This window comes from Mesorhizobium sp. M0563, from assembly GCF_040321065.1.
Taxonomy (GTDB): Bacteria; Pseudomonadota; Alphaproteobacteria; order Rhizobiales; family Rhizobiaceae; genus Mesorhizobium.
Genome location: NZ_JAMYQV010000007.1, coordinates 37046 through 58181, shown reverse-complemented (window position 1 = coordinate 58181; position 21136 = coordinate 37046). Strand labels below are relative to the sequence as shown.

Annotated in this window: 27 protein-coding genes; 9 read left to right on the top strand and 18 right to left on the bottom strand. The window is 61.6% G+C overall.

Features of this window, described 5'->3' with window-relative positions:
* Nucleotides 1-14: 14 nt before the first annotated feature.
* The 6 genes from NKI50_RS11775 to NKI50_RS11750 form a co-directional block, all read right to left on the bottom strand.
* A complete protein-coding gene (locus tag NKI50_RS11775; protein WP_352482263.1) occupies nucleotides 15-746 on the bottom strand; it encodes a proteasome-type protease in 732 nt (243 codons plus the stop codon).
* A 30-nt stretch (nucleotides 747-776) separates the two neighbouring features.
* Nucleotides 777-1571, bottom strand: coding sequence for a transglutaminase family protein (locus NKI50_RS11770; protein WP_023717778.1), 795 nt, complete (start codon nucleotides 1569-1571; stop codon nucleotides 777-779).
* A 61-nt stretch (nucleotides 1572-1632) separates the two neighbouring features.
* Entirely contained in the window at nucleotides 1633-2574 is a 942-nt protein-coding gene (locus NKI50_RS11765) for an alpha-E domain-containing protein (protein WP_023717779.1), read from the bottom strand.
* Nucleotides 2575-2637: 63 nt separating this feature from the next.
* On the bottom strand, nucleotides 2638-2997 hold the full coding sequence (locus tag NKI50_RS11760) for a four helix bundle protein (protein ID WP_352482308.1): 360 nt from the start codon (nucleotides 2995-2997) through the stop codon (nucleotides 2638-2640).
* A 73-nt stretch (nucleotides 2998-3070) separates the two neighbouring features.
* Entirely contained in the window at nucleotides 3071-4483 is a 1413-nt protein-coding gene (locus NKI50_RS11755) for a circularly permuted type 2 ATP-grasp protein (protein WP_023717781.1), read from the bottom strand.
* A 172-nt stretch (nucleotides 4484-4655) separates the two neighbouring features.
* Entirely contained in the window at nucleotides 4656-4892 is a 237-nt protein-coding gene (locus NKI50_RS11750) for an Lrp/AsnC ligand binding domain-containing protein (protein ID WP_023674883.1), read from the bottom strand.
* Between the two features lie 242 nt (nucleotides 4893-5134).
* Here NKI50_RS11750 and NKI50_RS11745 point away from each other — a divergent pair, with 242 nt between their 5' ends.
* Nucleotides 5135-5554: a DUF4864 domain-containing protein gene (locus tag NKI50_RS11745; protein WP_023717782.1), complete on the top strand. Its 420-nt coding sequence runs from the start codon at nucleotides 5135-5137 to the stop codon at nucleotides 5552-5554.
* A gap of 26 nt (nucleotides 5555-5580) precedes the next feature.
* Here the strand turns inward: NKI50_RS11745 and NKI50_RS11740 are convergent, their stop codons facing one another.
* From NKI50_RS11740 to coaD, 8 genes are all read right to left on the bottom strand, one after another.
* Nucleotides 5581-6960: a glycosyltransferase family protein gene (locus NKI50_RS11740; RefSeq protein ID WP_352642110.1), complete on the bottom strand. Its 1380-nt coding sequence runs from the start codon at nucleotides 6958-6960 to the stop codon at nucleotides 5581-5583.
* Nucleotides 6961-7181: 221 nt separating this feature from the next.
* Nucleotides 7182-8312, bottom strand: coding sequence for a tRNA guanosine(34) transglycosylase Tgt (gene tgt, locus NKI50_RS11735; protein ID WP_352482259.1), 1131 nt, complete (start codon nucleotides 8310-8312; stop codon nucleotides 7182-7184).
* A gap of 8 nt (nucleotides 8313-8320) precedes the next feature.
* Nucleotides 8321-8590 (bottom strand): hypothetical protein, encoded by a 270-nt coding sequence (locus NKI50_RS11730; protein ID WP_023717785.1) that lies wholly within the window; start codon nucleotides 8588-8590, stop codon nucleotides 8321-8323.
* Complete coding sequence (gene queA, locus NKI50_RS11725) at nucleotides 8580-9665, bottom strand: tRNA preQ1(34) S-adenosylmethionine ribosyltransferase-isomerase QueA (RefSeq protein ID WP_352642107.1); 1086 nt, start codon at nucleotides 9663-9665, stop codon at nucleotides 8580-8582. The genes NKI50_RS11730 and queA overlap by 11 nt, the downstream gene beginning before the upstream one ends.
* A 12-nt stretch (nucleotides 9666-9677) precedes the next feature.
* Nucleotides 9678-10076: a hypothetical protein gene (locus tag NKI50_RS11720; protein WP_352642105.1), complete on the bottom strand. Its 399-nt coding sequence runs from the start codon at nucleotides 10074-10076 to the stop codon at nucleotides 9678-9680.
* The gene (locus NKI50_RS11715) at nucleotides 10073-10585 is read right to left on the bottom strand and encodes a peptidylprolyl isomerase (protein WP_352642103.1); all 513 of its coding nucleotides are present in this window, start codon (nucleotides 10583-10585) and stop codon (nucleotides 10073-10075) included. The genes NKI50_RS11720 and NKI50_RS11715 overlap by 4 nt, the downstream gene beginning before the upstream one ends.
* Nucleotides 10586-10613: 28 nt before the next feature.
* Nucleotides 10614-11204, bottom strand: coding sequence for a peptidylprolyl isomerase (locus tag NKI50_RS11710; RefSeq protein WP_023717789.1), 591 nt, complete (start codon nucleotides 11202-11204; stop codon nucleotides 10614-10616).
* A 75-nt stretch (nucleotides 11205-11279) separates the two neighbouring features.
* Nucleotides 11280-11780 (bottom strand): pantetheine-phosphate adenylyltransferase, encoded by a 501-nt coding sequence (coaD, locus tag NKI50_RS11705; protein ID WP_023717790.1) that lies wholly within the window; start codon nucleotides 11778-11780, stop codon nucleotides 11280-11282.
* Nucleotides 11781-11976: 196 nt separating this feature from the next.
* On the opposite strand from coaD, the gene NKI50_RS11700 reads away from it, so the two are divergent.
* Nucleotides 11977-12129, top strand: coding sequence for a hypothetical protein (locus tag NKI50_RS11700; RefSeq protein WP_023717791.1), 153 nt, complete (start codon nucleotides 11977-11979; stop codon nucleotides 12127-12129).
* Nucleotides 12130-12185: 56 nt separating this feature from the next.
* Here NKI50_RS11700 and gyrA read toward each other — a convergent pair whose 3' ends face one another.
* Entirely contained in the window at nucleotides 12186-14996 is a 2811-nt protein-coding gene (gene gyrA, locus NKI50_RS11695; protein ID WP_352716597.1) for a DNA gyrase subunit A, read from the bottom strand.
* A 148-nt stretch (nucleotides 14997-15144) separates the two neighbouring features.
* Complete coding sequence (locus tag NKI50_RS11690) at nucleotides 15145-15969, bottom strand: helix-turn-helix transcriptional regulator (protein ID WP_352642097.1); 825 nt, start codon at nucleotides 15967-15969, stop codon at nucleotides 15145-15147.
* A gap of 86 nt (nucleotides 15970-16055) precedes the next feature.
* Between NKI50_RS11690 and NKI50_RS11685 the strand changes: the two genes are divergently transcribed.
* Both NKI50_RS11685 and NKI50_RS11680 read left to right on the top strand, forming a co-directional pair.
* Nucleotides 16056-16586 carry a hypothetical protein gene (locus tag NKI50_RS11685; protein ID WP_352642095.1) on the top strand — a complete coding sequence of 177 codons (531 nt, stop codon included), beginning with the start codon at nucleotides 16056-16058 and terminating at the stop codon, nucleotides 16584-16586.
* 74 nt (nucleotides 16587-16660) lie between these two features.
* Complete coding sequence (locus tag NKI50_RS11680) at nucleotides 16661-17290, top strand: MarC family protein (RefSeq protein WP_023717795.1); 630 nt, start codon at nucleotides 16661-16663, stop codon at nucleotides 17288-17290.
* An 8-nt stretch (nucleotides 17291-17298) separates the two neighbouring features.
* On the opposite strand, the gene NKI50_RS11675 is transcribed toward NKI50_RS11680, so the two are convergent.
* Together NKI50_RS11675 and NKI50_RS11670 are read right to left on the bottom strand one after the other, a co-directional pair.
* Nucleotides 17299-17721 carry an OsmC family protein gene (locus NKI50_RS11675; protein WP_352482253.1) on the bottom strand — a complete coding sequence of 141 codons (423 nt, stop codon included), beginning with the start codon at nucleotides 17719-17721 and terminating at the stop codon, nucleotides 17299-17301.
* A 122-nt stretch (nucleotides 17722-17843) separates the two neighbouring features.
* Nucleotides 17844-18356, bottom strand: a complete 513-nt coding sequence (locus NKI50_RS11670; protein ID WP_023717797.1) for a single-stranded DNA-binding protein — start codon at nucleotides 18354-18356, stop codon at nucleotides 17844-17846.
* 208 nt (nucleotides 18357-18564) lie between these two features.
* On the opposite strand from NKI50_RS11670, the gene NKI50_RS11665 reads away from it, so the two are divergent.
* The 5 genes from NKI50_RS11665 (at nucleotide 18565) to NKI50_RS11645 (ending at nucleotide 20899) form a co-directional block, all read left to right on the top strand.
* Entirely contained in the window at nucleotides 18565-18954 is a 390-nt protein-coding gene (locus NKI50_RS11665; RefSeq protein ID WP_023717798.1) for a cupin domain-containing protein, read from the top strand.
* Nucleotides 18955-19035: 81 nt separating this feature from the next.
* On the top strand, nucleotides 19036-19350 hold the full coding sequence (locus NKI50_RS11660) for an ArsR/SmtB family transcription factor (RefSeq protein ID WP_023717799.1): 315 nt from the start codon (nucleotides 19036-19038) through the stop codon (nucleotides 19348-19350).
* Complete coding sequence (locus NKI50_RS11655; RefSeq protein WP_023717800.1) at nucleotides 19347-19871, top strand: SRPBCC family protein; 525 nt, start codon at nucleotides 19347-19349, stop codon at nucleotides 19869-19871. Before NKI50_RS11660 ends, NKI50_RS11655 begins: the two co-directional genes overlap by 4 nt.
* A 26-nt stretch (nucleotides 19872-19897) precedes the next feature.
* Nucleotides 19898-20503: an ATP-dependent Clp protease proteolytic subunit gene (locus NKI50_RS11650; RefSeq protein WP_352642091.1), complete on the top strand. Its 606-nt coding sequence runs from the start codon at nucleotides 19898-19900 to the stop codon at nucleotides 20501-20503.
* A gap of 99 nt (nucleotides 20504-20602) precedes the next feature.
* Complete coding sequence (locus tag NKI50_RS11645; RefSeq protein ID WP_352642126.1) at nucleotides 20603-20899, top strand: hypothetical protein; 297 nt, start codon at nucleotides 20603-20605, stop codon at nucleotides 20897-20899.
* Nucleotides 20900-21136 lie beyond the last annotated feature (237 nt).

Here is a 21136-nt window from a genome sequence, read left to right as displayed (position 1 = left end):
GAAAAACGAAGGTTTCATTCGGGAAAATCAGGCAAGCTCGCAAAGGCGGTCTTCAGCGCGTTCGACCAGCTATCCGAGATCGTGCGATAATATTGATCGTCATGGTTTATTCGCTTTTTGAGGCCGACCTTGAAAGTGTCCTTTTCATAGAACAGCAGGTCGAGCGGCAGGCCGACCGACAGGTTCGACTTCAGCGTCGAATCGAACGACACCAGCAACAGCTTTACCGTCTCGGCGAAACTCATCGTCTTTTCGTAGGCCCGGATGATGATCGGCTTGCCGTATTTGGTCTCACCGATCTGGAAGAACGGCGTATCGTCGGTCGATTCGATGAAATTGCCTTCCGGATAGATCATGAACAGGCGCGGCGCGCTGCCCTTGATCTGACCGCCGAGGATGAAGGAGGCGTTGAAATAGGAATCCGCCTTTTCGCCGGCCGGCGACGAACTGGCGATGACCTCCTTGACGGTGTCTCCGACCAACCGGACTGTCTGGTACATGGAGGGCGTTTCGAGCAGCGTGGCATGGCGCTCCGCCACTGCCTTGGTGCGTTCGTCGAGCAGGCTGACTACGGCCTGGGTTGTCGCCAGATTGCCGGCCGACATCAAAACGATGACGCGCTCGCCCGGCTCCTCCCAGACATGCATCTTCCTGAAGGTCGAGATCGAATCCATGCCGGCATTGGTGCGCGTGTCCGACATGAACACGAGCCCGCGATCGATCTTCAGGCCGACGCAATAGGTCATCGAATCTCTTTGGCAACAATCTTGCCGGGATTACTGCTCCACGGTGACGGTGACCGCAAGCTGTTCTTCCGCCTGTCCCAGCCGAATTCCCGATACCGGCGTGGCGTCGCGATAATCGCGGCCGATCGCCACCTTTACATAGCGCTCGTCGGGAGAAATGCCGTTGGCGACATCGAAGGAGACCCAGCCCAGGCCCGAGACATGCGCCTCGGCCCAAGCGTGGCTTGCCGCCTGCTCGATCGCTGCATCCATCATCAGATAGCCGCTGACGTAGCGCGCCGGGAAATCCATGGCGCGAGCCGCGGCAACGAAGATATGGCTGTGGTCCTGGCAAACGCCGGTCTTGAGCGCAAGGGCCTCTTCGGCCGGCGTCGTCGCGTTGGTGGTGCCGGGTGTATAAGCGACACGCTCGCCGATCACGGCCATTAGCCGGTGCAGCCTTTCGATGTCGGTGCCCTTGCCCACCGAGGCAGCAAGCTCACGAATGCCGCTGCCGATCGTCGTCAGCGGCGTTTCATGGCCGAACAGCCAGAGCGGCGCGAAACCCTGATGCGGTCCGCAGACACCGGCGGTATCGCGCGTCACCACTTCGCCGGCTGCTTCGACTGTGATGAAGTCGCGCTCGCCCTCGACGCTCAACAGCCGGGTATCATTGCCGAAATGGTCGGTGAACCGCACTTCCTCGCGCGCGCCTTCGATCTTCAGCGCCCAGGACAGCACCGTCTGGGTGCGCCCGTTCACCGGGAGCAGCCGCAAACGCTGCAACAGATAATGCACCGGCGCATCGTAGCGGTATTCGGTCCGGTGGGTGATCTTCAGCCGCATCGCTCTCGTCCCTGGAGCATGAGCCTTACCGAAAACCGGTCTTCGTTTTTTGGGATCATGCTCAATAGAACCTGTAATCCTGCGCGATCTCATCGCCGAGCCTGGTGTTGTCGCGGATGAAATTGGCCAGGAATTCGTGCAGGCCGGCGTCGAAAATATCCTTGATCGAGCCGGCCGTCAGCATGGAATGGGTCTTGGCGGCCGTCGCATGACAGGCGTGGCGCTCACCATAGTCGTCACCCAGGAATTTGAGATGCTCCGTCAGGAAGCGGTAGCAAAAGGTCAGCGAGCGCGGCATGCGGACATTGAGGATCAGATAGTCGGCGATGTTGCTCGGCTTGTAGTCGGCGTCATAGACCCAGCGGTAGGAGCGGTGCGCCGACACCGAGCGCAGGATCGATTCCCACTGGTAGTTGTCGAGCGTCGAGCCGACCCAGGAGATCGACGGCAACAGAACATAGTACTTCACGTCCAGGATGCGCGCGGTGTTGTCGGCGCGTTCGACATAGGTGCCGAGCTGCGAGAAATCGAAGATCTCGTTGCGCAGCATGGTGCCGTAGAACGAGCCGCGGATCAGCGCCGTCTCGCGCTTGATTGCGTCGAGCGCGCTGGGCAGGTCGCGCTCGTCGATCGGCTTGGCCAACATCCGTTTCAGCGACATCCAGGCTTCGTTGATGCTTTCCCAGGTTTCACGCGTCAATGCTGTGCGCACCATGCGGGCATTGTTACGGGCCGTTTCGATAGACGACATCGTGCTCGACGGGTTCGACGTATCGCGCAGCAGGTAGTCGGCGACATTGGCGGCGGTGTAGTCCGAATATTTCTGCGTGAAGCTGGCGTCCGAGCCGGCGCTGAGCAGCACCGAATTCCACTCCTCCGAAGCATTCTGCGTGCGAGTGAGCGCCATGCGCAGGCCGGCATCCACCAACCGCGCCATGTTCTCCGCCCGCTCGATATAGCGGTTCATCCAATAGAGCCCGTTGGCGGTGCGGCCGAGAAGCATGTCAACGTGCCTCGATGCTGAGTGAGTAGCGAATAGCGAATAGCGAATAGGGGAAAATCGGCTTCATGATTTCTGTTGCAGACTCCTGATCATCGAACGCAGCATTCTCCCGATCTCATCGGCCTGGCCAAGCAAACGCAATACGTCCTGCTCAACCATCAGCGCTACCCTTCCAGACAAGATTAGGTGCGTTTCCAACTCTTTGAGAGAACCTTGCGCTATGCGAAGATATTGAACGAACGATCCCGTGTTTTCTCGCCCGTGCCCTTCGGCGACATTTGCCGCAATCGATACAGATGATCGCCGTATCTGAGACGTCATCCCGTAAACTTCGCTGCTCGGAAAGGCTTTCGTTGCCGAATAGCAATCTACAGCCAATTCAACGGCCGCCTTCCAAACAATCAAGTCCCTGTAAGAGTTAATAGTCGTGTTGGTGCCCTCTTCCCTATTCGCTACTCACTATTCGCTATTCGCTACTCACTATTCGCTATTCGCTCTAATCATCCAACACCCAAGTATCCTTCGTGCCGCCGCCTTGCGAGGAATTGACGACCAGCGAGCCTTCCTTGAGCGCTACTCGCGTCAGTCCACCGGGCACGATCTGGATACGGTCGGACACCAGCACATAGGGGCGCAGATCGACATGGCGCGGCGCCAGCCCCTTGTCCGTCAGGATCGGACAGGTCGACAGCGCCAGCGTCGGCTGGGCAATGTAGTTCGACGGTTTTGCCGCGAGCTTTTTGGAAAAATCCTCGCATTCCTTCTTGGTCGCCGCAGGTCCTACCAGCATGCCGTAACCGCCGGACCCGTGGACCTCCTTGATCACCAGTTCGTCGATGTGCTCCAGCACATATTTCAGGCTGTCCGGTTCCGAGCAGCGCCAGGTCGGGATGTTGCCGAGCATCGCCTTGCGGCCGGTGTAGAATTCGACGATTTCGGGCATGTAGGAATAGATCGCCTTGTCGTCGGCAATGCCGGTTCCGGGCGCATTGGCGATCGTGATATTGCCGGCGCGGTAGACGTCCATAATGCCCGGCACGCCAAGGGCTGAGTCCGGGCGGAAGGTCAGCGGATCGAGGAACGAGTCGTCGACGCGCCGGTAGAGCACGTCGATCTGCTTGTAGCCCTCGGTCGTGCGCATCGCGACATGGCCATCGACGACGCGCAGATCCTGCCCTTCGACGAGTTGCACCCCCATCTGGTCGGCAAGGAAAGCATGTTCGAAATAGGCCGAGTTGAAGCTGCCCGGCGTCAGCACGGCAATGGTCGGCGCGCCCTTGGTGCTTTGCGGCCGCACTGCGGCCAGCGACTGGCGCAAGAGCTGCGGATAATTCTCCACCGGCCGCACCTTGATCTGCTGGAACAACTCGGGAAAGAGCTGCATCATCGTCTCGCGGTTCTCCAGCATGTAGGAGACGCCGGACGGCGTGCGCGCATTGTCCTCCAGCACGTAGAACTCGTTCTCGCTGATGCGTACGATGTCGACGCCGATGATATGGGTATAGACGCCGGCCGGCGGCCGCACCCCGATCATTTCGGGCAGGAACGCCTCGTTCTTGGCGATCAACTCCTTCGGCACGCGGCCGGCACGCAAGATTTCCTGACGATGGTAGATGTCGTCGAGAAAGGCGTTCAGCGCCTGGACGCGCTGCTCGATGCCTTGCGTCAGCCGTCGCCATTCGTTGCCGGAAATGATGCGCGGAACGATGTCGAAGGGTATCAGCCGCTCCGATGCTTCCTGCTCGCCGTAAACGGCGAATGTGATGCCGGTCTTGCGAAAGACGCGTTCGGCGTCCTGCATCTTCTCGTTAAGCCTGGCCGGGTCCTGTTCCTTCAGCCAGCGATCGTAAGCCGAATACGGTTTTCTCAGCCCGGAAACTTCCGGAAGCATTTCATCGAACGCTGCCAATCGCATACTCCCCTGTGGCGCCATTTCACTGGCCTCGCTGGAGAAAATCAAGCGCAATCGGTGATTTGGTGGGCGCCGGCGATCAGTATATCGCTCTTGCCTAAAATTAAGGCAGTGCCGATCGGGCCGTAGTCAGGCTTTGCTTCGTGTCCGGGCAGATGCCGGATGCGGATCAAAACGCGCGAAAGGTGACGACCGTGAACGTGTCTTTGATGCCGGGAAGAATCTGCACTTTCTCGTTGACGAAGTGGCCGATGTCTTCCTCGTCGTCGACATAGAATTTGGCGAGCAGGTCGTAATTTCCGGCTGTCGAGTAGATTTCGGAAGCGATCTCGGCATCGGCCAGGGCGCTGGCAACGTCATAGGCCTTGCCCAGATCGCACTTTATCTGCACGAAAAATGCTTTCATCGCCTGGTCCTGCCCAACATCGCACGCTCTAGGTAAAATCGAGCGGCCCTTGTGGCAGACTGCCGCCCGGCTTTCAAGCATCGGCCATCGCTCAGGCTGTTCTAGCCTCGACAATGCTTTCTCGGTCTGGACACAGCTCGCGGCGCCGAATGTTTGCGCTCGGCTGAAACCCTCGAGCACTGCAAAGCGTATAGTATCATGTACCTCGGACAGCGATTTCTCAGGGACAACGGAGACAGGCCATGCGCCGCGCGTTTTTCGCATTCGCAGTCGTTCCATTCATTTTCGCATCCCAGGCCTTTGCTGGCGACGCCGAAGTCAAGGCGGCGCAAACGGTCATCGATGGTCAATTGAAGGCCTTCATCGCCAACGACGGAGCGACGGCCTACAGCTTTGCCGCACCAAATGTGAAACGCATCTTTCCAACTGTCGATACCTTCATGAACATGGTGACCAACGGCTACCCGCCGGTGCGCCAACCGCAGACCTACTCCTTCGGCAAGGTTCGCGAGACGAGCCCGACCTCGATCATCCAGCAGGTGCTGATCGTCGGCCCGGATGGCAAGGACTATGAGGCGGTCTACACGCTCGAACTACAGCCTGACGGCAGCTTTCGGATCACCGGCTGCAGCCTGCGCGCGTCCACGTCGCTCAGCACCTGAGGGTGCTTGAGGAGGGCAAAGTTGTCTCAATCCTGTCGCCGGTAGAGCGTCCAGCTCAGGCCTGAAAACCCCCAGTGTCTCGACGCGTCGGCCCGTTCATACGCCAAAGCGCATGAGGCCGTCGGTTCAACATGTTCGGCTTGCTTGTCCACATCCCCCTCGAGGATCAGCCAAGCCGGCCGGTCGGCGCACATCCTGTTTTCCGGAACCAGCCAAGCCCGACGATCCGTCCGCGCCGCAAAATAATCGACGACCATGGCGGTGCGGAAATCACTGTTGCTCGCATAGGCGGCAGCGCCGTTCCTGGTCATTTCATCGACCATAGCAGCGTACGAGCCGCGTCCGTACTGATAGAATTGGAGCAGCGACGAAATGCTTCCACTCACCACGATCGCCAGTGCTCCCACCGCAAATAGCCTGGCAGTCCCGCGAGCAGCCAAGCCGCGACCGATCATCTCGCCGGCCCAGAGCAGCAGCAATGTTTCGCTGATGATGAAATAGCGCGGAAACTCGAGATTGGGCAGATGTGTCGCCGCCATGAGCAAAGGCAGTCCGATAATCCCGATGACATAGAGGCTGGCCCGGCGATCGCACCAGACACCAGCGGAGAGGCCAACAAGACCGCAGGCGGCAACGATATACGGCCAGTCGCCGAACCAGGGGGGCAGCCCGAACAGAGAGCGGATCATTCCGCCATAGCCCTGCGCGAAGGCGGCAATCGAGAACGGCGAAACACCACCGACACTGAAGCCGAACAGCCTGCCGCCGATAAACACGCAGGCAGCCAGCGGCAGCACGGCAAGCAAGGCCGGCAGGAAGATCGACGCCAGATCCGCAACGACACGGCTGACCCTCGCCGTACGCTGCCAGGCGAGCCACGCGGTCCAGATTGCGAGGACTGCCACCATTCCGATCATGGTGAGATGGCATAGGAACCCGAAAAGGATCGCCGCTGCCAAGGCCGTGCCAGACAACCGTTTGTTGTCGAGCCGGCGCTCCAGAAAAACCACCGAAAGCAGCGTAAAGAGCACAAGGCCGGCATAGCCACGCGCCTCCGAGCCGTAGTGCACCATCGGATAGCTCACGGCAAACAACAGGCTTGTGGCAATCATCGCCCGTCGTCCGTGCGGTGCGGCGGTCGCTGCCGCCGCAACTGTCGTGGCAACACCTAGTGCTATCGACAGGCCTCGCTGGATCAAAGGCGAAGCGTCGGGGCCGATGAGATAGAGATAGACCGAGTTGAGGAAATGATTGTTGTCGTGATTGACGCGCCAGAATATCTGGTCGATCGAGGTCAGCGGCTCAATCAGCGCAAAGCTCCAGATCTCGTCCAGCCAAAGGTCGCCGCGCGCGCCAAGCAAGCGCAAAACCAAGCCGGTCACGGCGATGACCAGAACGGCAAGCAACGACCCCGCCGTCCATTGCTGGACCGCCACGGAGGGCGAAGGCGAAGGCTCGGCGCTGCCATTCGTCCGCACCGTCGTGCCAGGAACTGAAACTTGCCCCGAAACGAACAGGTTCTTGATCCTCGCCCGATGTCGTCCGGCAATGCTTATTAGGCAGACGTTTCAAAACAGTTCATGGCAGGTGCGACTCCTCCCTGGAGCCGGATTCCTGGCGAGCACGCCTACCGGACGGGGAGGTCACCGTTTGCCCATTGCTGCGTGATGATCTCAGCTTGTCCGGCGAACCTGCCAGCCCCGATCGCTTCGCGAACGTCGCGCATCAGCTGCTGGTAGTAGGACAGATTGTTCCAGGTCAGGAGCATCGCCCCGAGCGCCTCTTGCGAGCGCACCAGGTGGTGCAGATAGGCGCGCGAATAGTCGCGTGCGGCCGGGCAGTCGCTTTCCTCATCGAGCGGGCGCGGATCGTCGGCATGGCGGGCGTTGCGCAGATTGACCTTGCCGCGCCGTGTATAGGCAAGGCCATGCCGCCCTGCCCGCGTCGGCATCACGCAGTCGAACATGTCGATGCCGCGCGCCACCGACTTCAAGATGTCGTCCGGCGTACCGACACCCATCAGGTACCGCGGCCGATCAGCCGGCAACTCCGGGCAAGTGATGTCGAGCATCTCCAGCATCACCGCTTGCGGCTCGCCGACGGCCAACCCGCCGACCGCGTAGCCCTTCAGCTCCATCGCCTTCAGCGCCTGCGCCGAGCGCAGCCGCAGGTCCGGTATATCGCCGCCTTGCACAATGCCGAACATCGCCTTGCCGGGCTGCTCGCCGAACGCCGTCTTGCAGCGCTCGGCCCAGCGCAACGACAACTCCATGGCACGCTCGATCTCTTTTTCCTTGGCCGGCAGCGCCGTGCACTCGTCGAGTTGCATCTGGATGTCTGAATCGAGCAGCCCCTGGATCTCGATGGAACGCTCCGGCGACATCTCGTAGGCGCCGCCGTCGATATGCGAACGAAAGGTCACGCCGTTCTCGGTCAGTTTCCTCAGCTTCGACAGCGACATCACCTGGAAGCCGCCGCTGTCGGTGAGGATCGGATAGGGCCAGCGGGCGAATTCATGCAGGCCGCCGAGCCGAGCCACGCGCTCGGCGCCGGGTCTCAGCATCAGGTGGTAGGTATTGCCAAGGATGATGTCCGAGCCGACACCGCGCACCTGATCCATATACATGGCTTTCACCGTGCCGCCGGTGCCGACCGGCATGAAAGCGGGCGTGCGGATTTCCCCGCGCGGCATGGTGATTGAGCCGCGCCGGGCTCTGCCTTCGGTCGCCAGCACCTTGAAGGCGAATGCGTTAGTCATTGAATTCCCTAGCCATCGAACTCCTTGTCGAACACCGGCGCGTCCGGAGCCTGTCGGTCGAGCGACTGCCGGTAGCGGATGCAGCCGCGCATGAATTTCGGCCAGGGCGGCACGGCAATCGCCGGCTCGGTCTTTTCGGGTAAAAGCGACCAGAGGTCGGGGTGATGCCAGCACAGATCATGGCCGGTGGCGTCGCGGTGTTGGCGGATGCCGGCGCGCAGTTTCCTGACCTCGGCGAGCAAGGCTTCGCGGCCGAAAGTTTCCAGGTCATCGTCCATCGTTATCCTCCCTGAACAGAAGACTTGCGTCTCCATAGGAATAGAACCTGTAGCGGTTCTCGATGGCATGCGCATAGGCCGCGCGCATGGTCTGCAAACCGCAGAAGGCCGAAACCAGCATGAACAGCGTCGAACGCGGCAGATGGAAATTGGTCATCAGCATGTCTGCGGTCTTGAAGCGATAGCCGGGCGTGATGAAGATGTCGGTCGGGCCTGACCATGCTGCCAGCCTGCCGTCCTCGCCAGCCGCGCTCTCCAACAAGCGTAGCGATGTCGTGCCGACGGCGATAATGCGCCCTCCTTTTGCTTTCGCCGCATTCAGCGCCTCGGCGGTTTCCGGGCTGACCGAACCGGTTTCGGCGTGCATCTTGTGGTCGGCGGTGTCGTCCGCCTTCACCGGCAGGAACGTGCCGGCGCCGACATGCAGCGTGACGAAACGGCGCTCTATGCCCTTGGCGTCGAGCGTCGCAAACAGCTCCGGCGTGAAATGCAGCCCTGCCGTCGGCGCGGCCACGGCGCCCTCCTCCCTCGCATAAATGGTCTGGTAATCGTTGCGGTCGCGTTCGTCGTCGTCACGCTTGGAGGCGATGTAGGGCGGCAGCGGGATGTGGCCGACGGAGCGCAGCGCCTCGTCGAGGAACGGACCTGACAGGTCGAAGCCGAGCAGCACCTCGCCACCTTCCCCCTTCTCGATCACGGTCGCATCGAGTTGGCCGAGAAAGCAGGAGTTGGCGTCATGACCGAAATGGATACGATCGCCGGCGGCGATGCGCTTGCCCGGCCGCATGAAGGCGAGCCAGCGGTCGGGCGCCGTCCGCATGTGCAGCGTGGCTTCGACCTGCGCCGCTGCTTCGCCGCGCCGCCTGATGCCTTTCAGCTGCGCAGGAATGACCTTGGTGTCGTTGAAGACCAGCACATCACCAGCCTTGAGCAGGGACGGCAGGTCGCGCACGGTCATGTCCTCGAGCCCTGCGCCCGGCCTGACCACCAGCATCCTGGCACTGTCGCGCGGTTCGGCTGGGCGAAGCGCGATGCGCTCGTCCGGCAGATCGAAGTCGAAAAGATCGACGCGCAAGAAATCCCCGCCTCAAGGTTCCGGGCAGGTCACCGCCCAGGCGCCGACACCGTCTATGCTCAGCGTACCGCCCATTGCGAAGCTGGACTGCTCGCTGGCCTTGACCAGTTGCAATTTGGCGACGACCGAGCTGAGGCCCTCATCAGTGAGATCAATCAGCATGCGGTCGTCGTCTTCGAATGCCTGTCCGACGATGACTTTCGTTGAACCCGGCTGGCCGTCCGTGGTCCATGTCTTGCCGCCGGCCTCCAGCCACACACGCGCCACCGCAATGACGGCCGTGTGTCCCATCAAAACGTCGATCGATGCGGCGCCGCCGTCGGCGCTGCAGACGATCGATTCCGTCGCCAGCGCCGGAGTGGCCGCCGCGACGAGCACAAATGCGATGGCCGCGACAGCCCGGCCGGTCATTTCACGTCGGCCGCGACCTTGAGCGACACGATCTTGTCCGGATCCTGCACCGGTTCGCCGCGCTTGATCTTGTCGACATTGTCCATGCCTTCGATGACCTGGCCCCATACCGTGTATTGGCGGTTGAGGAAGGCGGCATCGTCGAAGCAGATGAAGAACTGCGAATTGGCCGAGTTCGGGTTCTGCGAGCGGGCCATCGAGCAGGTGCCGCGACCGTGGTTGGCGTTGGAGAACTCGGCCTTCAGATCGGGTTTGTCGGAACCGCCAGTGCCGGCGCGCGACGGCGCGAAAGACGGCTTGTTGGAATTGCCGAACTTGACGTCGCCGGTCTGCGCCATGAAGCCGTCGATGACGCGGTGGAAGACCACGCCGTCATAGGCGCCTTCGCGTGCCAGTTCCTTGATACGGCCGACATGGCCGGGCGCCAGGTCTGGAAACAATTCGACGACGACCTTGCCCTTGGTCGTGTCCATGATAAGCGCGTTCTCGCGGTCCTTGATCTCGGCCATGTCAGAAATATCCTTTTGAAACTTGGGTTTACTTACCGTCAGCGGCGATACGCACCTTGATCATGCGATCGGGGTCGGTCACCGTCCCGTTCTGCGCCGCTTCGCCTTTCTTGATGTGGTCCACCAGCTCCATGCCGCTGACGACATTGCCGACGATGGTGTACTGGCCGTCGAGCGGCGGTGCCGGCGCGAACATGATGAAGAATTGCGAATTGGCGGAATTCGGATCGTCGGAGCGGGCCATGCCGACCACGCCGCGCTGGTAGTGCTCGGTGCTGGAGAATTCGGCCGGCAGGTCGGGAAGATCGGAACCGCCGGTGCCGACGGCGTCGGCATTGAAGCCGCTCTTCATATTGCCGAACTTGACGTCGCCGGTCTGCGCCATGAAGCCGTCGATGACGCGGTGGAAGGCGACGTTGTCGTAGGCGCCCTGGCGCACCAGCTTTTTGATCTGCGCGACGTGCTTCGGCGCAAGGTCGGGCCTCAGCGCGACGGTCACGTCGCCGTCCTTCAGCGTTACGATCATGGTGTTTTCCGGATCGGCGGCAAAGGCCGACACGGATGCCGTCACAAGACCGGCAAGCACGGCAAGCAAGAAGGCAAGCTTTTTCAGCTGCATGGGATCTTTCTCCGAATATCTTCGTCCATGCATGTCGTTACCCAAAACCGGGCTCCACTTTTGAGCGACATGCATTTATTTCGCGAATTTGGCGGTGAGCGCGCCGGCCACGGCCGCCGGCACGAAGTGGCGGATGTCGCCTCCCATCGAAGCTATCTGGCGCACAAGTGTGGCGGTAATGGTGCGCACCGAGGGGCTGGCGGGCAGGAAAACCGTCTGCAGCTCAGGCGCCATGGTCTCGTTCATGCCGGCCATCTGCATCTCGTAGTCGAGATCGGTGCCGTCGCGCAGGCCGCGGATCATGATCGAGGCGCCATGCTTCCTGGCCGCGTCGATGACCAGACCGTCGAAGGCGACCACTTTGATGCGCGCACCGTCGCTGCCGAATTCCGCCTTCGTTGCCGTTTCGATCAGATCGACCCGTTCCTCGAAGGAAAACAATGGCTTCTTGCCGGGATGGATGCCGATCGCCGCATAGATGGTGTCCGCCACGGCCAGCGACGCCTTCAGCACGTCGAGATGGCCGTTGGTCAGCGGGTCGAAAGAGCCGGCATAAAGGGCGATGCGTTCGGTCATGGCAGGTGCTTCTAGCGAGCCTCTCCCCTAAAGGCAAATCCGATCGGCAGGCCCGCCCCATGAACCTTTTGGCCGACGTGAACGACAGATGAATGTGCCGCTCACAACGGCTTCACGCAGTGTTCACTAAGTTGCAGCTTCGAAAGATGAAACCAAACACCCATCTAACCGTTGTTAGGCGCAGGAGAACACGCACATGCTGATCTACATGCTCGCCACCGCAATGACCGTCGCCATGCTGATCGCTACCGTATTCGGGTTGCATCAGGAAGCACAGCGAGTCCGCGCCAAGGCCAATACCAAACGGTTCGAAGGCTTCGGCATCCGCAAGCCTTATCGCCACTTCTAGATTGCTGGGGTTTCTTGAGAACGCCGGCCCATAGGGCTGGCGCCGTCGCGGCAAACTCACTCGACGGTAGTGTCAGGCTCCCCACCTTCGGCATCGGTAGCAGCGCCACCTTCAGCATGGACACTCTCTTCGATCTCTTCGTCGGCTTGCGGCTCTGAAATCCGCTCCACCGAAACGACCTTCTCGCCCTCTGCGGTATTAAAGATCGTAACGCCCTTGGTGGCGCGGCTGGCAAAACGAATGCCGTTGACCGGGACGCGGATGACGGTGCCGCCATCCGAAACCAGCATGATCTGATCGTCATTGCCGACCGGGAAAGTCGCCACCAGGCGGCCGATTTCGGCCGTTTTCGACACGTCGGTGGCGCGGATACCCTTGCCGCCACGGCCGGTCAGACGGAAATCGTAGGACGACGAACGCTTGCCGTAGCCATATTCCGTAACCGTCAGCACGAACTGCTCATGTGCCTTGAGGAATTCGTAGCGCTCGTCGGAAAGCTCCGCCTCTTCGCCGACCTCCTCATTGGTAAGCTGGATTTCTTCCTCCTCACCGGCGGCAATGTCGACGACAAGCCGGCGTTCAGCCACCACCCGCTTGAGGTAGGCGGCCCGCTCGGCCGGCGGCGCATCGACATGCTCGATCACCGCCATCGAGATCACCCGGTCGCCATCGGCCATGGCTATGCCGCGTACACCGACCGAATTGCGGCTCTGGAAGACGCGTACGTCGCTGACCGAAAAGCGAATGCACTGGCCGGAACTTGCCGTCAAAAGCACGTCGTCATTGTCGGTGCAGGTCTCGACGCCGAGGATCTCGTCGCCTTCCTCGTCCAGCTTCATGGCGATCTTGCCGTTGCGGTTGACCTGGACGAAGTCCGAAAGCTTGTTGCGACGCACCGTGCCGCGCGTGGTGGCGAACATCACGTCGAGCTCGCCCCAGCTCGTCTCATCCTCCGGCAGCGGCATGATGGTGGTGATGCGCTCGCCCTGTTCGAGCGGCAGCATGTTGATCAGCGCCTTGCCGCGCGATTGCGGGTTGCCGATCGGGAGGCGCCAGACCTTTTCCTTGTAGACGATACCGCGTGAGGAGAAGAACAGCACCGGCGTGTGCGTGTTGGCGACGAACAGCCGGGTGACGAAATCCTCGTCCTTGGTCGACATGCCGGAGCGGCCCTTGCCGCCGCGGCGCTGCGCCCGGTAGAGCGACAGCGGCACGCGCTTGATGTAACCGGAATGGCTGACGGTGACGACCATGTCCTCGCGCTGGATGAGGTCCTCGTCTTCCATGTCGGCCCCGCCCTCGGCGAGCTCGGTGCGGCGCGGTGTGCCGAACTCGTCGCGCACGGCGATGAGTTCGTCCTTGACGATCTGCTGGATGCGGGCGCGGGACGACAGGATGTCCAGGTAATCCTTGATCTCGTTGCCGATCGTATTCAGCTCGTCCGCGATCTCGTCGCGGCCGAGCGCGGTCAGGCGCTGCAGGCGCAGTTCGAGGATGGCGCGGGCCTGCTCCTCGGAGAGATTGTAGGTTCCGTCCTCGTTGATGCGATGGCGCGGATCGTCGATCAACAGAATCAGCGATTCCACGTCGCCCGAAGGCCAGCGCCGCTCCATCAACTGCTCGCGCGCCGTCTGCGGGTCCGGCGCCGTGCGGATCAGCTTGATGACTTCATCGATGTTGGCAACAGCGATGGCAAGGCCGACCAGCACATGGGCGCGGTCGCGCGCCTTGCGCAGCAGGAATTTCGTGCGCCGGCTGATCACCTCCTCACGGAAGGCGACGAACGCCTTCAGCATGTCGGTCAGCGTCAGCAATTCCGGCTTGCCGCCGTTCAGCGCCACCATATTGGCGCCGAAGGACGTCTGCAGCGGGGTGAAGCGGTAAAGCTGGTTCAGGATGACGTCGGCGACGGCGTCGCGCTTCAGTTCGATAACGACGCGGTAACCCTGGCGGTCGCTCTCGTCGCGGATGTCGGAAATGCCCTCGATGCGCTTATCGCGCACCAGCTCGGCCATCTTCTCGATCATCGACGCCTTGTTCACCTGGTAGGGAACCTCGGTGATGACGATCGATTCACGGTCGTTGCCGCGTGGCTCGACGTTGACGCGGCCGCGCATGACGATGGAACCGCGGCCGGTCGAATAGGCGCTGTAGATGCCGGAGCGGCCAAGCACGATGCCGCCGGTCGGGAAATCCGGTCCAGGAATGATCTCCATCAGCGCCGGCAGGTCGATCGCCGGATTGTCGATGAGGGCAATGGCGCCGTTGCAGACCTCGCCCAGATTGTGCGGCGGGATGTTGGTGGCCATGCCAACGGCGATACCGCCGGAGCCGTTGACCAACAGGTTCGGGAAGCGCGCCGGCAGGACTTTCGGTTCACTGCCCGACGCATCGTAAGTGTCCTGGAAATCGACGGTGTCCTTGTCGATGTCCTCCAGCAACTCATGCGCGACCTTGGTCAGCCGCGATTCCGTGTAGCGCATCGCCGCCGGCGGATCGCCGTCGATCGAGCCGAAATTGCCCTGCCCGTCGATCAGCGGAACGCGCAGCGACCAATCCTGCGCCATGCGCACCAAAGCGTCATAGATCGAGGCGTCGCCATGCGGATGGTATTTACCCATCACGTCGGCGACCGGGCGTGCCGATTTCACATATTTGCGGTTCCAGTGATAGCCGCTCTCATAGGCGGCGTAGAGGATGCGGCGATGCACCGGCTTGAGGCCGTCGCGCACGTCCGGCAGCGCACGGCTGACGATTACGCTCATGGCGTAATCGAGATAGGAGCGCTGCATCTCCTCGATGATGGATATCGGCTCGATGCCGGTGGGGCCGCCGTCGGCGCCGCGCGGTGTCTTTTGGTCGGTCAAATCGGATCACAATCTAATCAGGAATCACTTGGTGCTTATATAGGAAGCCGGCCCGAAACTCCAATAATCGCGGCAGTTTTCCAGTGTCGTTTTTAGCGGCAAATTCAAAAGGATACACCAATTGCGACGATATGGCCGTGGCACCCTTTCACGAGCGTCGCCGGCGGGCGCGATAAGTTCCCGGCGTCTCGCCCATTAGCCGCCGGAAACGGCGGTTGAAGGTTGATAGATCGTTGAATCCCGCCGCAAAGGCGATCGCCGAGATCGCCTGATCTGACGTCCGCAGCCGCACGGCTGCCCTGTGCAGCCGCGCTCTCAGCAGGAACTGATAGGGCGTCATGCCGGCAACGTGCCGGAAGGTGCGCAGGAAATGGTAAGGGCTGGTGGCGGTCTCGTCGGCGAGTTCGGCAAGCGAGATCGGCCGGTCGGCATCGATTTCGATGCGGCGCACCGCTTCGGCGACACGCTTCTGGTCACGGCGGCTTGGCGCTCGTCCCCGATCCGTATCGCCGCAAGCCGCTGTCACGGCTGCGCCGGCAATGCGCAGGGCGAGTTCCTCGAACGCGCCGGTGTCGGCCATCTCGCGCGCCGCCTCCGCTTCGGCGAGCAGCGGCACCAGCGCCGACAAAGGCGGCAGGCGCGGCATGCTGAAATCAAGCTGCTTTGCGCCCGCGTCGGCGACGATCCGCTCCATATAGGCCAGTCCGAAATGGAAGGAGAGGCAGCGGTCGCCGGTGCCATGCTCATGCCCGCATTCGTAGCAGGTGCCGGGATTGCCGAGCAGGAGCGCGCCCGGCGCCAGCATCGCCGTGCCCTGGCGCGCACGATAGCGGAACGTGCCGCTGGTCACGGCGGCGACGCAGAAATCCCGATGCTCCTCCTCGAATGGCCTGTCGGCGGCACTAGCGGTGCAGATGACATCCAACACCTGCCAGCCTCGGCCCGACGCCAGCCTATGCGCGCTCGTCGTCATCGCCGAAACATAGCAATTTTTCCCAAGCGCAGAACCCCTGTCGGCTTCTATGCTTGCCGGTCTCCTGACAAGATGAGAGCGAAGCCATGTCCAATTCCTTTGCCAAGGCCCTGCACAGCGATGGGCCCGCACCGGCCCTTGCCGAGAAACTGAACCTTTACGGCCGCTTCGTCGGCGCCTGGACGTTCGACGCCACGCGCCATCTCGAAGACGGCCAGGTGCTGACCGGGCGCGGCGAGGTGCACTTCGGCTGGGTGCTAGAAGGCCGAGCGATCCAGGACGTATGGATCCTGCCCGCTCGCGACGCCGGCCCCTCGCCGTCGCTCGGCAAATGGACCTTCTATGGCACGACGTTGCGCGTCTATGACCCAGGCGTCGACGCCTGGCACATCTTCTGGAGCGACCCGCGCAACCAGTATTACAGCCGCCAGCTGGGCCGCGTCGAAGGCGACACGATCGTCCAATTGGGCGCAGACGGCACCGGCGCTTCGGTACGCTGGAGCTTTTCCCGGATCACCGGAGATTCCTTCCGCTGGCTGGGCGAGCGCTCGTATGACGACGGCGCCACCTGGCGTGTCGAAGTCGAGTTTCTGGCGCGGCGCGCCGCCAGCCCCTGATCCGCACGGTTTCCACTGGCACCGCTTTGCTCTACCAATCCCGTTATCCGGCATTGCCGGCGGGGAGGGTCAGCATGCCGAGCTTCGACAGCCTGTTCAACGCCTTCGTCACCATACTGGTGACGATCGATCCGCCCGGCCTGGCGCCGCTCTTCCTCGCCGTGACCCGCGGCATGAACCGCGAGGAGCGCAACCAGGTCTCCGTGCGCGCCTCGGTCATCGCCTTCCTGGTGATGGCGTTGTTCGCAGTCGCCGGCGCGTCGATCCTGTCAGTCTTCGGCATCACCCTGCCGGCCTTCCGCGTCGCCGGCGGCTTTCTGCTGTTCTTCATCGCCTTCGAAATGGTGTTCGAGCGCCGGCAGGACCGCAAGGAGAAGATCGGCGATGTCGCCATCACCAGGGACATGATCCACAACATCGCCGCCTTTCCGCTGGCGATCCCGCTTATTGCGGGTCCCGGCGCGATTTCGGCGACCGTCCTGCTCTCAAGCTCGTTTCAGGGTTTTAGCGCGCAGACAGCACTTGTCGGCATCATCGCGATCTGCCTTGTCATCACCTACCTGGTGTTCGTGCTGTCAGAGCGCATCGACCGTATCCTCGGCCAGACCGGCCGTTCGATCCTCACGCGGCTGCTTGGCGTCATACTGGCGGCGCTCGCCGTGCAGTTCGTCGCCGACGGCATCAAGGCACTGATGGCGACGTAGGAACCGCCCTACTTCGCCGTCTCGATCACTTCGAAGTCATGGGTGATCACGGCGGTCTTGGCCATCATTGCCGAGGCCGAGCAGTATTTCTCGATCGAAAGCTCGATCGCGCGCTTTACCTTGTCGTGCGACAGCGCCCGGCCCTTGACGACGAAATGCATGTGGATGCGGGTGAACACCTTGGGATCGGCTTCTGCACGGTCGGCATCGAGTTCGACGACGCAATCTTCGACCGCCTCGCGCCCCTTTTCCAGGATATGGACCACGTCATAAGCCGAACAGCCGCCGGTGCCGATCAGCACCAGCTCCATTGGGCTCGGCCCCGGCGTCTTGCCCTCCGGCCCGAACGCAGTGCCTAGCACCAGCTTGTGCCCACTGGCGGACTCGCCGACGAAAGTGCGCTCCTCGACCCATTTGACCCTTGCTTTCACTGATCCGTCCTTTCACCGCTCAAACGCACAACGTCCCGAAAATCCAAGACAGATTTTCGGGACGCCATTTCGTGGCCAAGGTGCTGGCGCTTTTCGCCGCAAGGGCAGTCCGCCCCGAGAAATCAGAACGGGATTTCGTCGTCCAGTTCGCGCGACGAACCACCGCCGGTGCCCTTGTTGGCGCCACCGCGATTGAAACTTTCTCCCGGGCCGGACTGGCCGAAATCGGACCCGCGGCTGGCACCACCACCGGCATAGTTGCCGACCTGGCCGCCGCCCTCGCCCCGTGCATCGAGCATCTGCAGCTCGCCGCGGAATTTCTGCAGCACGATTTCGGTCGTATAGCGGTCATTGCCGGTCTGGTCCTGCCACTTGCGCGTCTGCAACTGGCCCTCGACGTAGACTTTCATGCCCTTCTTCAGATACTGCTCGGCCACCTTGGCGATCTGATCGTTGAAGATCACGACATTGTGCCACTCGGTCTTTTCCTTGCGCTCTCCGGACGTCTTGTCGCGCCAGCTTTCCGACGTCGCGATGCGGATGTTGACAACCGGGTCACCCGAATTCAGGCGGCGGATTTCAGGGTCCGCCCCGAGGTTGCCCACCAGAATGACCTTGTTGACGCTACCCGCCATGATACTTCTCCGCGCTCATCCGAAACCAGATTTCTGTCGCTGCACCTTACAGGCTATGGATAAGCCCTGCCTGCCGTCGCTGCCTTTTCCCACAACGTTTTTGTTCTCTTTTCGTTCTATAGTACAGGCCCTGCACTGTCAATAGTTGTCAGCAAGAAGTAGTGTCTTGGCGTCGAATTTCCACAGACCATGGGATCGAGGGGAACGCATGAAGACGGTTGCGCATGACGATCAGCCGCAAGAAGAATGGCGGGCGGGGGTAAAGACCCGAATGCATGTCTCGGCTCGCAACGGCGCAACTCAACTTTGCATATTCGAACAATGGGTCGAACCAGCGGTTGGCGCCCCGACACATTGGCACCCGGTCGAGGAAGTGCTTACCGTCATCGCTGGCAAGGCCGAGATGTGGATCGACGAAGAGCATGTCGTCTTGACTGCCGGACAGTCGCTTGTTGTTGCCGCGCGCAGGCGACATGGCTTCCGAAACGTCGGCTCCGAAATGCTTCATATCCATGCCGTGCTCGCGTCATCAGTTTTCGAGGCGACGTTCAACGGATCCCCTGACATGGTGAGACGCTGGCTTCCAGCGAGTTTGTAAAACCTCGCCCGTCTTAAAAAACACCGCCTGTCTTAAAAACACGGCTTGCCAAACCGATAAGTATCGACTTATGCTTTTGACATGATCGAAGCAGAGATTTTTCGGGCACTGGCCGATCCGACGCGTCGCGCCGTCTATGAGCGGCTCGCCGGCGGCGAGATGACGGTGTCGGAACTGCGCACTGGCATGCCGGTATCGCAGCCGGCGGTATCGCAACACCTCGCCGTGCTGCGCGGCGCCGGCCTCGTGGTCGAGCGCCGGGCCGGTCGCAACGCCTATTACCGCGCCGATCCGAAGGGGCTTGCGCCACTGCTCGGCTGGATCGAACGCTACCGCGCGTTCTGGCCAGAGCGCATCGAAAGGCTCAAGACGGTTTTGAAGGACATGGACCAATGACCAGCCGAGGCAAAGAACGCGCGGAAATGGCGGCAGACAAGATCGAGTTCGAGTGCGAGCTGCCGGAGCCGCCGGAAAAGGTGTGGCGGGCGCTGACGGTGCCGGACCTGCTCGCGGCCTGGATGATGCCGAACGACATTGAACCAAAGATCGGTAGCCGCTTTGCCTTTAAAGCGCCGGAGGCGCCGATCGAATGCGAAATCCTCGACGCCGATCCCGGACGGCTGCTGCGCTATTCCTGGCGGGAACGGCCGGCGCCCGGCGATACACAGGCGCCGCCCGGCAGCCCGGTGGACAGCCCAATGGACGACAGCCCGGTGGACAGCATCGTCACCTTTACGCTCGATCGCACCGTTTCCGGCGGCACGCATCTGCGCATCGTCCATGATGGTTTTGCTCGGGCAGCGATGCCGGAGATCGCGATGGCAGGCGCCGGCTGTCGGCTTTCGTTTGAAGCGCGCAATCCCAGGCACAAGCAGATCGCCGCCAACATCCCGCGCCTCTTCCTGCGCGCGGCCTGAACGACAATAGTCAACGGAGAGAAACGATGAGCGGCCTTGCCAATCTGGTGCCGATGGTGATCGAGCAGTCGAGCCGCGGCGAACGCGCCTTCGACATATTTTCGCGGCTGCTGCGCGAGCGCATCGTCTTCATCAACGGCCCGATCGACGACGGCACCTCGGCGCTGGTCTGCGCCCAGCTTCTGTCGCTGGAATCCGACAATCCCGACAAGGAGGTCTCGCTCTACATCAACTCGCCGGGCGGCGTGGTGACCAGCGGTTTCGCCATCTACGACACGATGCAGTACATCAGCTGCCCGGTCTCCACCGTTTGTATGGGCTTCGCCGCCTCGATGGCCTCGTTCCTCTTGATGGCGGGCACGCCGGGGCGGCGCATCGCATTGCCCAACGCCAGCATCGTGCTGCATCAGCCTCTCGGCGGTTTCCAGGGCCAGGCCTCCGACATCCAGCGCCATGCCGAGGGCATCCTTCGCACCAAGCGGCGCATGACCGATCTTTACGCCCAGCATTGCGGCCGCACCTACGAAGAAGTGGAACGCACGCTCGACCGCGACTTTTTCATGACCGCGCAGGAGGCCAAGGATTGGGGCCTCGTTGACTATGTTTTCGACACTCGCAAACAGGCCGCGTGAACGAGCGAAGGCGGCGGCCGGCACTGAGGCGACTGAGCGCCCAGCAATTTCAGGGCAGTCGGTCTGGTCTTGCCGCTATCGCGGCACTATAGTCCGGTGATGATCGCGAACCGTCCATCCAGCCTGTTATGCGTTGCCGTCGCGACCGTTGCCGGCACGAACATGCTGGTGGGCATGGCACTTGCCCAAGATAATTCGACGTCTTCGCAAAGGGGCGCCCTGCCCGGTGTGACCAGCGACTATCGCATCGCCGAGCCAGCGCTGCAGCCCGAGCCCGACGGGGCGGTTCCCAGCAGCGGCTACGGCACATTCAAGATCGGCGATACCGAAGTTCGGATTTCCGGTAGCATCACCATCGATGTCGCCACCGGCGGGATCAGGCCACCCAGCCGCTAAGTTCGCCTGGTATGCACCGCAAATGTGCGCTTCAAACGAACAGCCCCGCCATTGCTTGTGCAACTGACGGGGCCTCTTGGATCTAAAATCCAAATTGCCGGGAGTGTACTGCCGGCTTTTTATTTCGGATGCTTCGCGGCATTCAGCCGACGATCCGACTAGCAGTCTCTGATTGTTGTGGGGAGCGGCAGGTCAACGTTGGCAGGTAGCGCTAAACGCCTGACCTGGCTACTTATA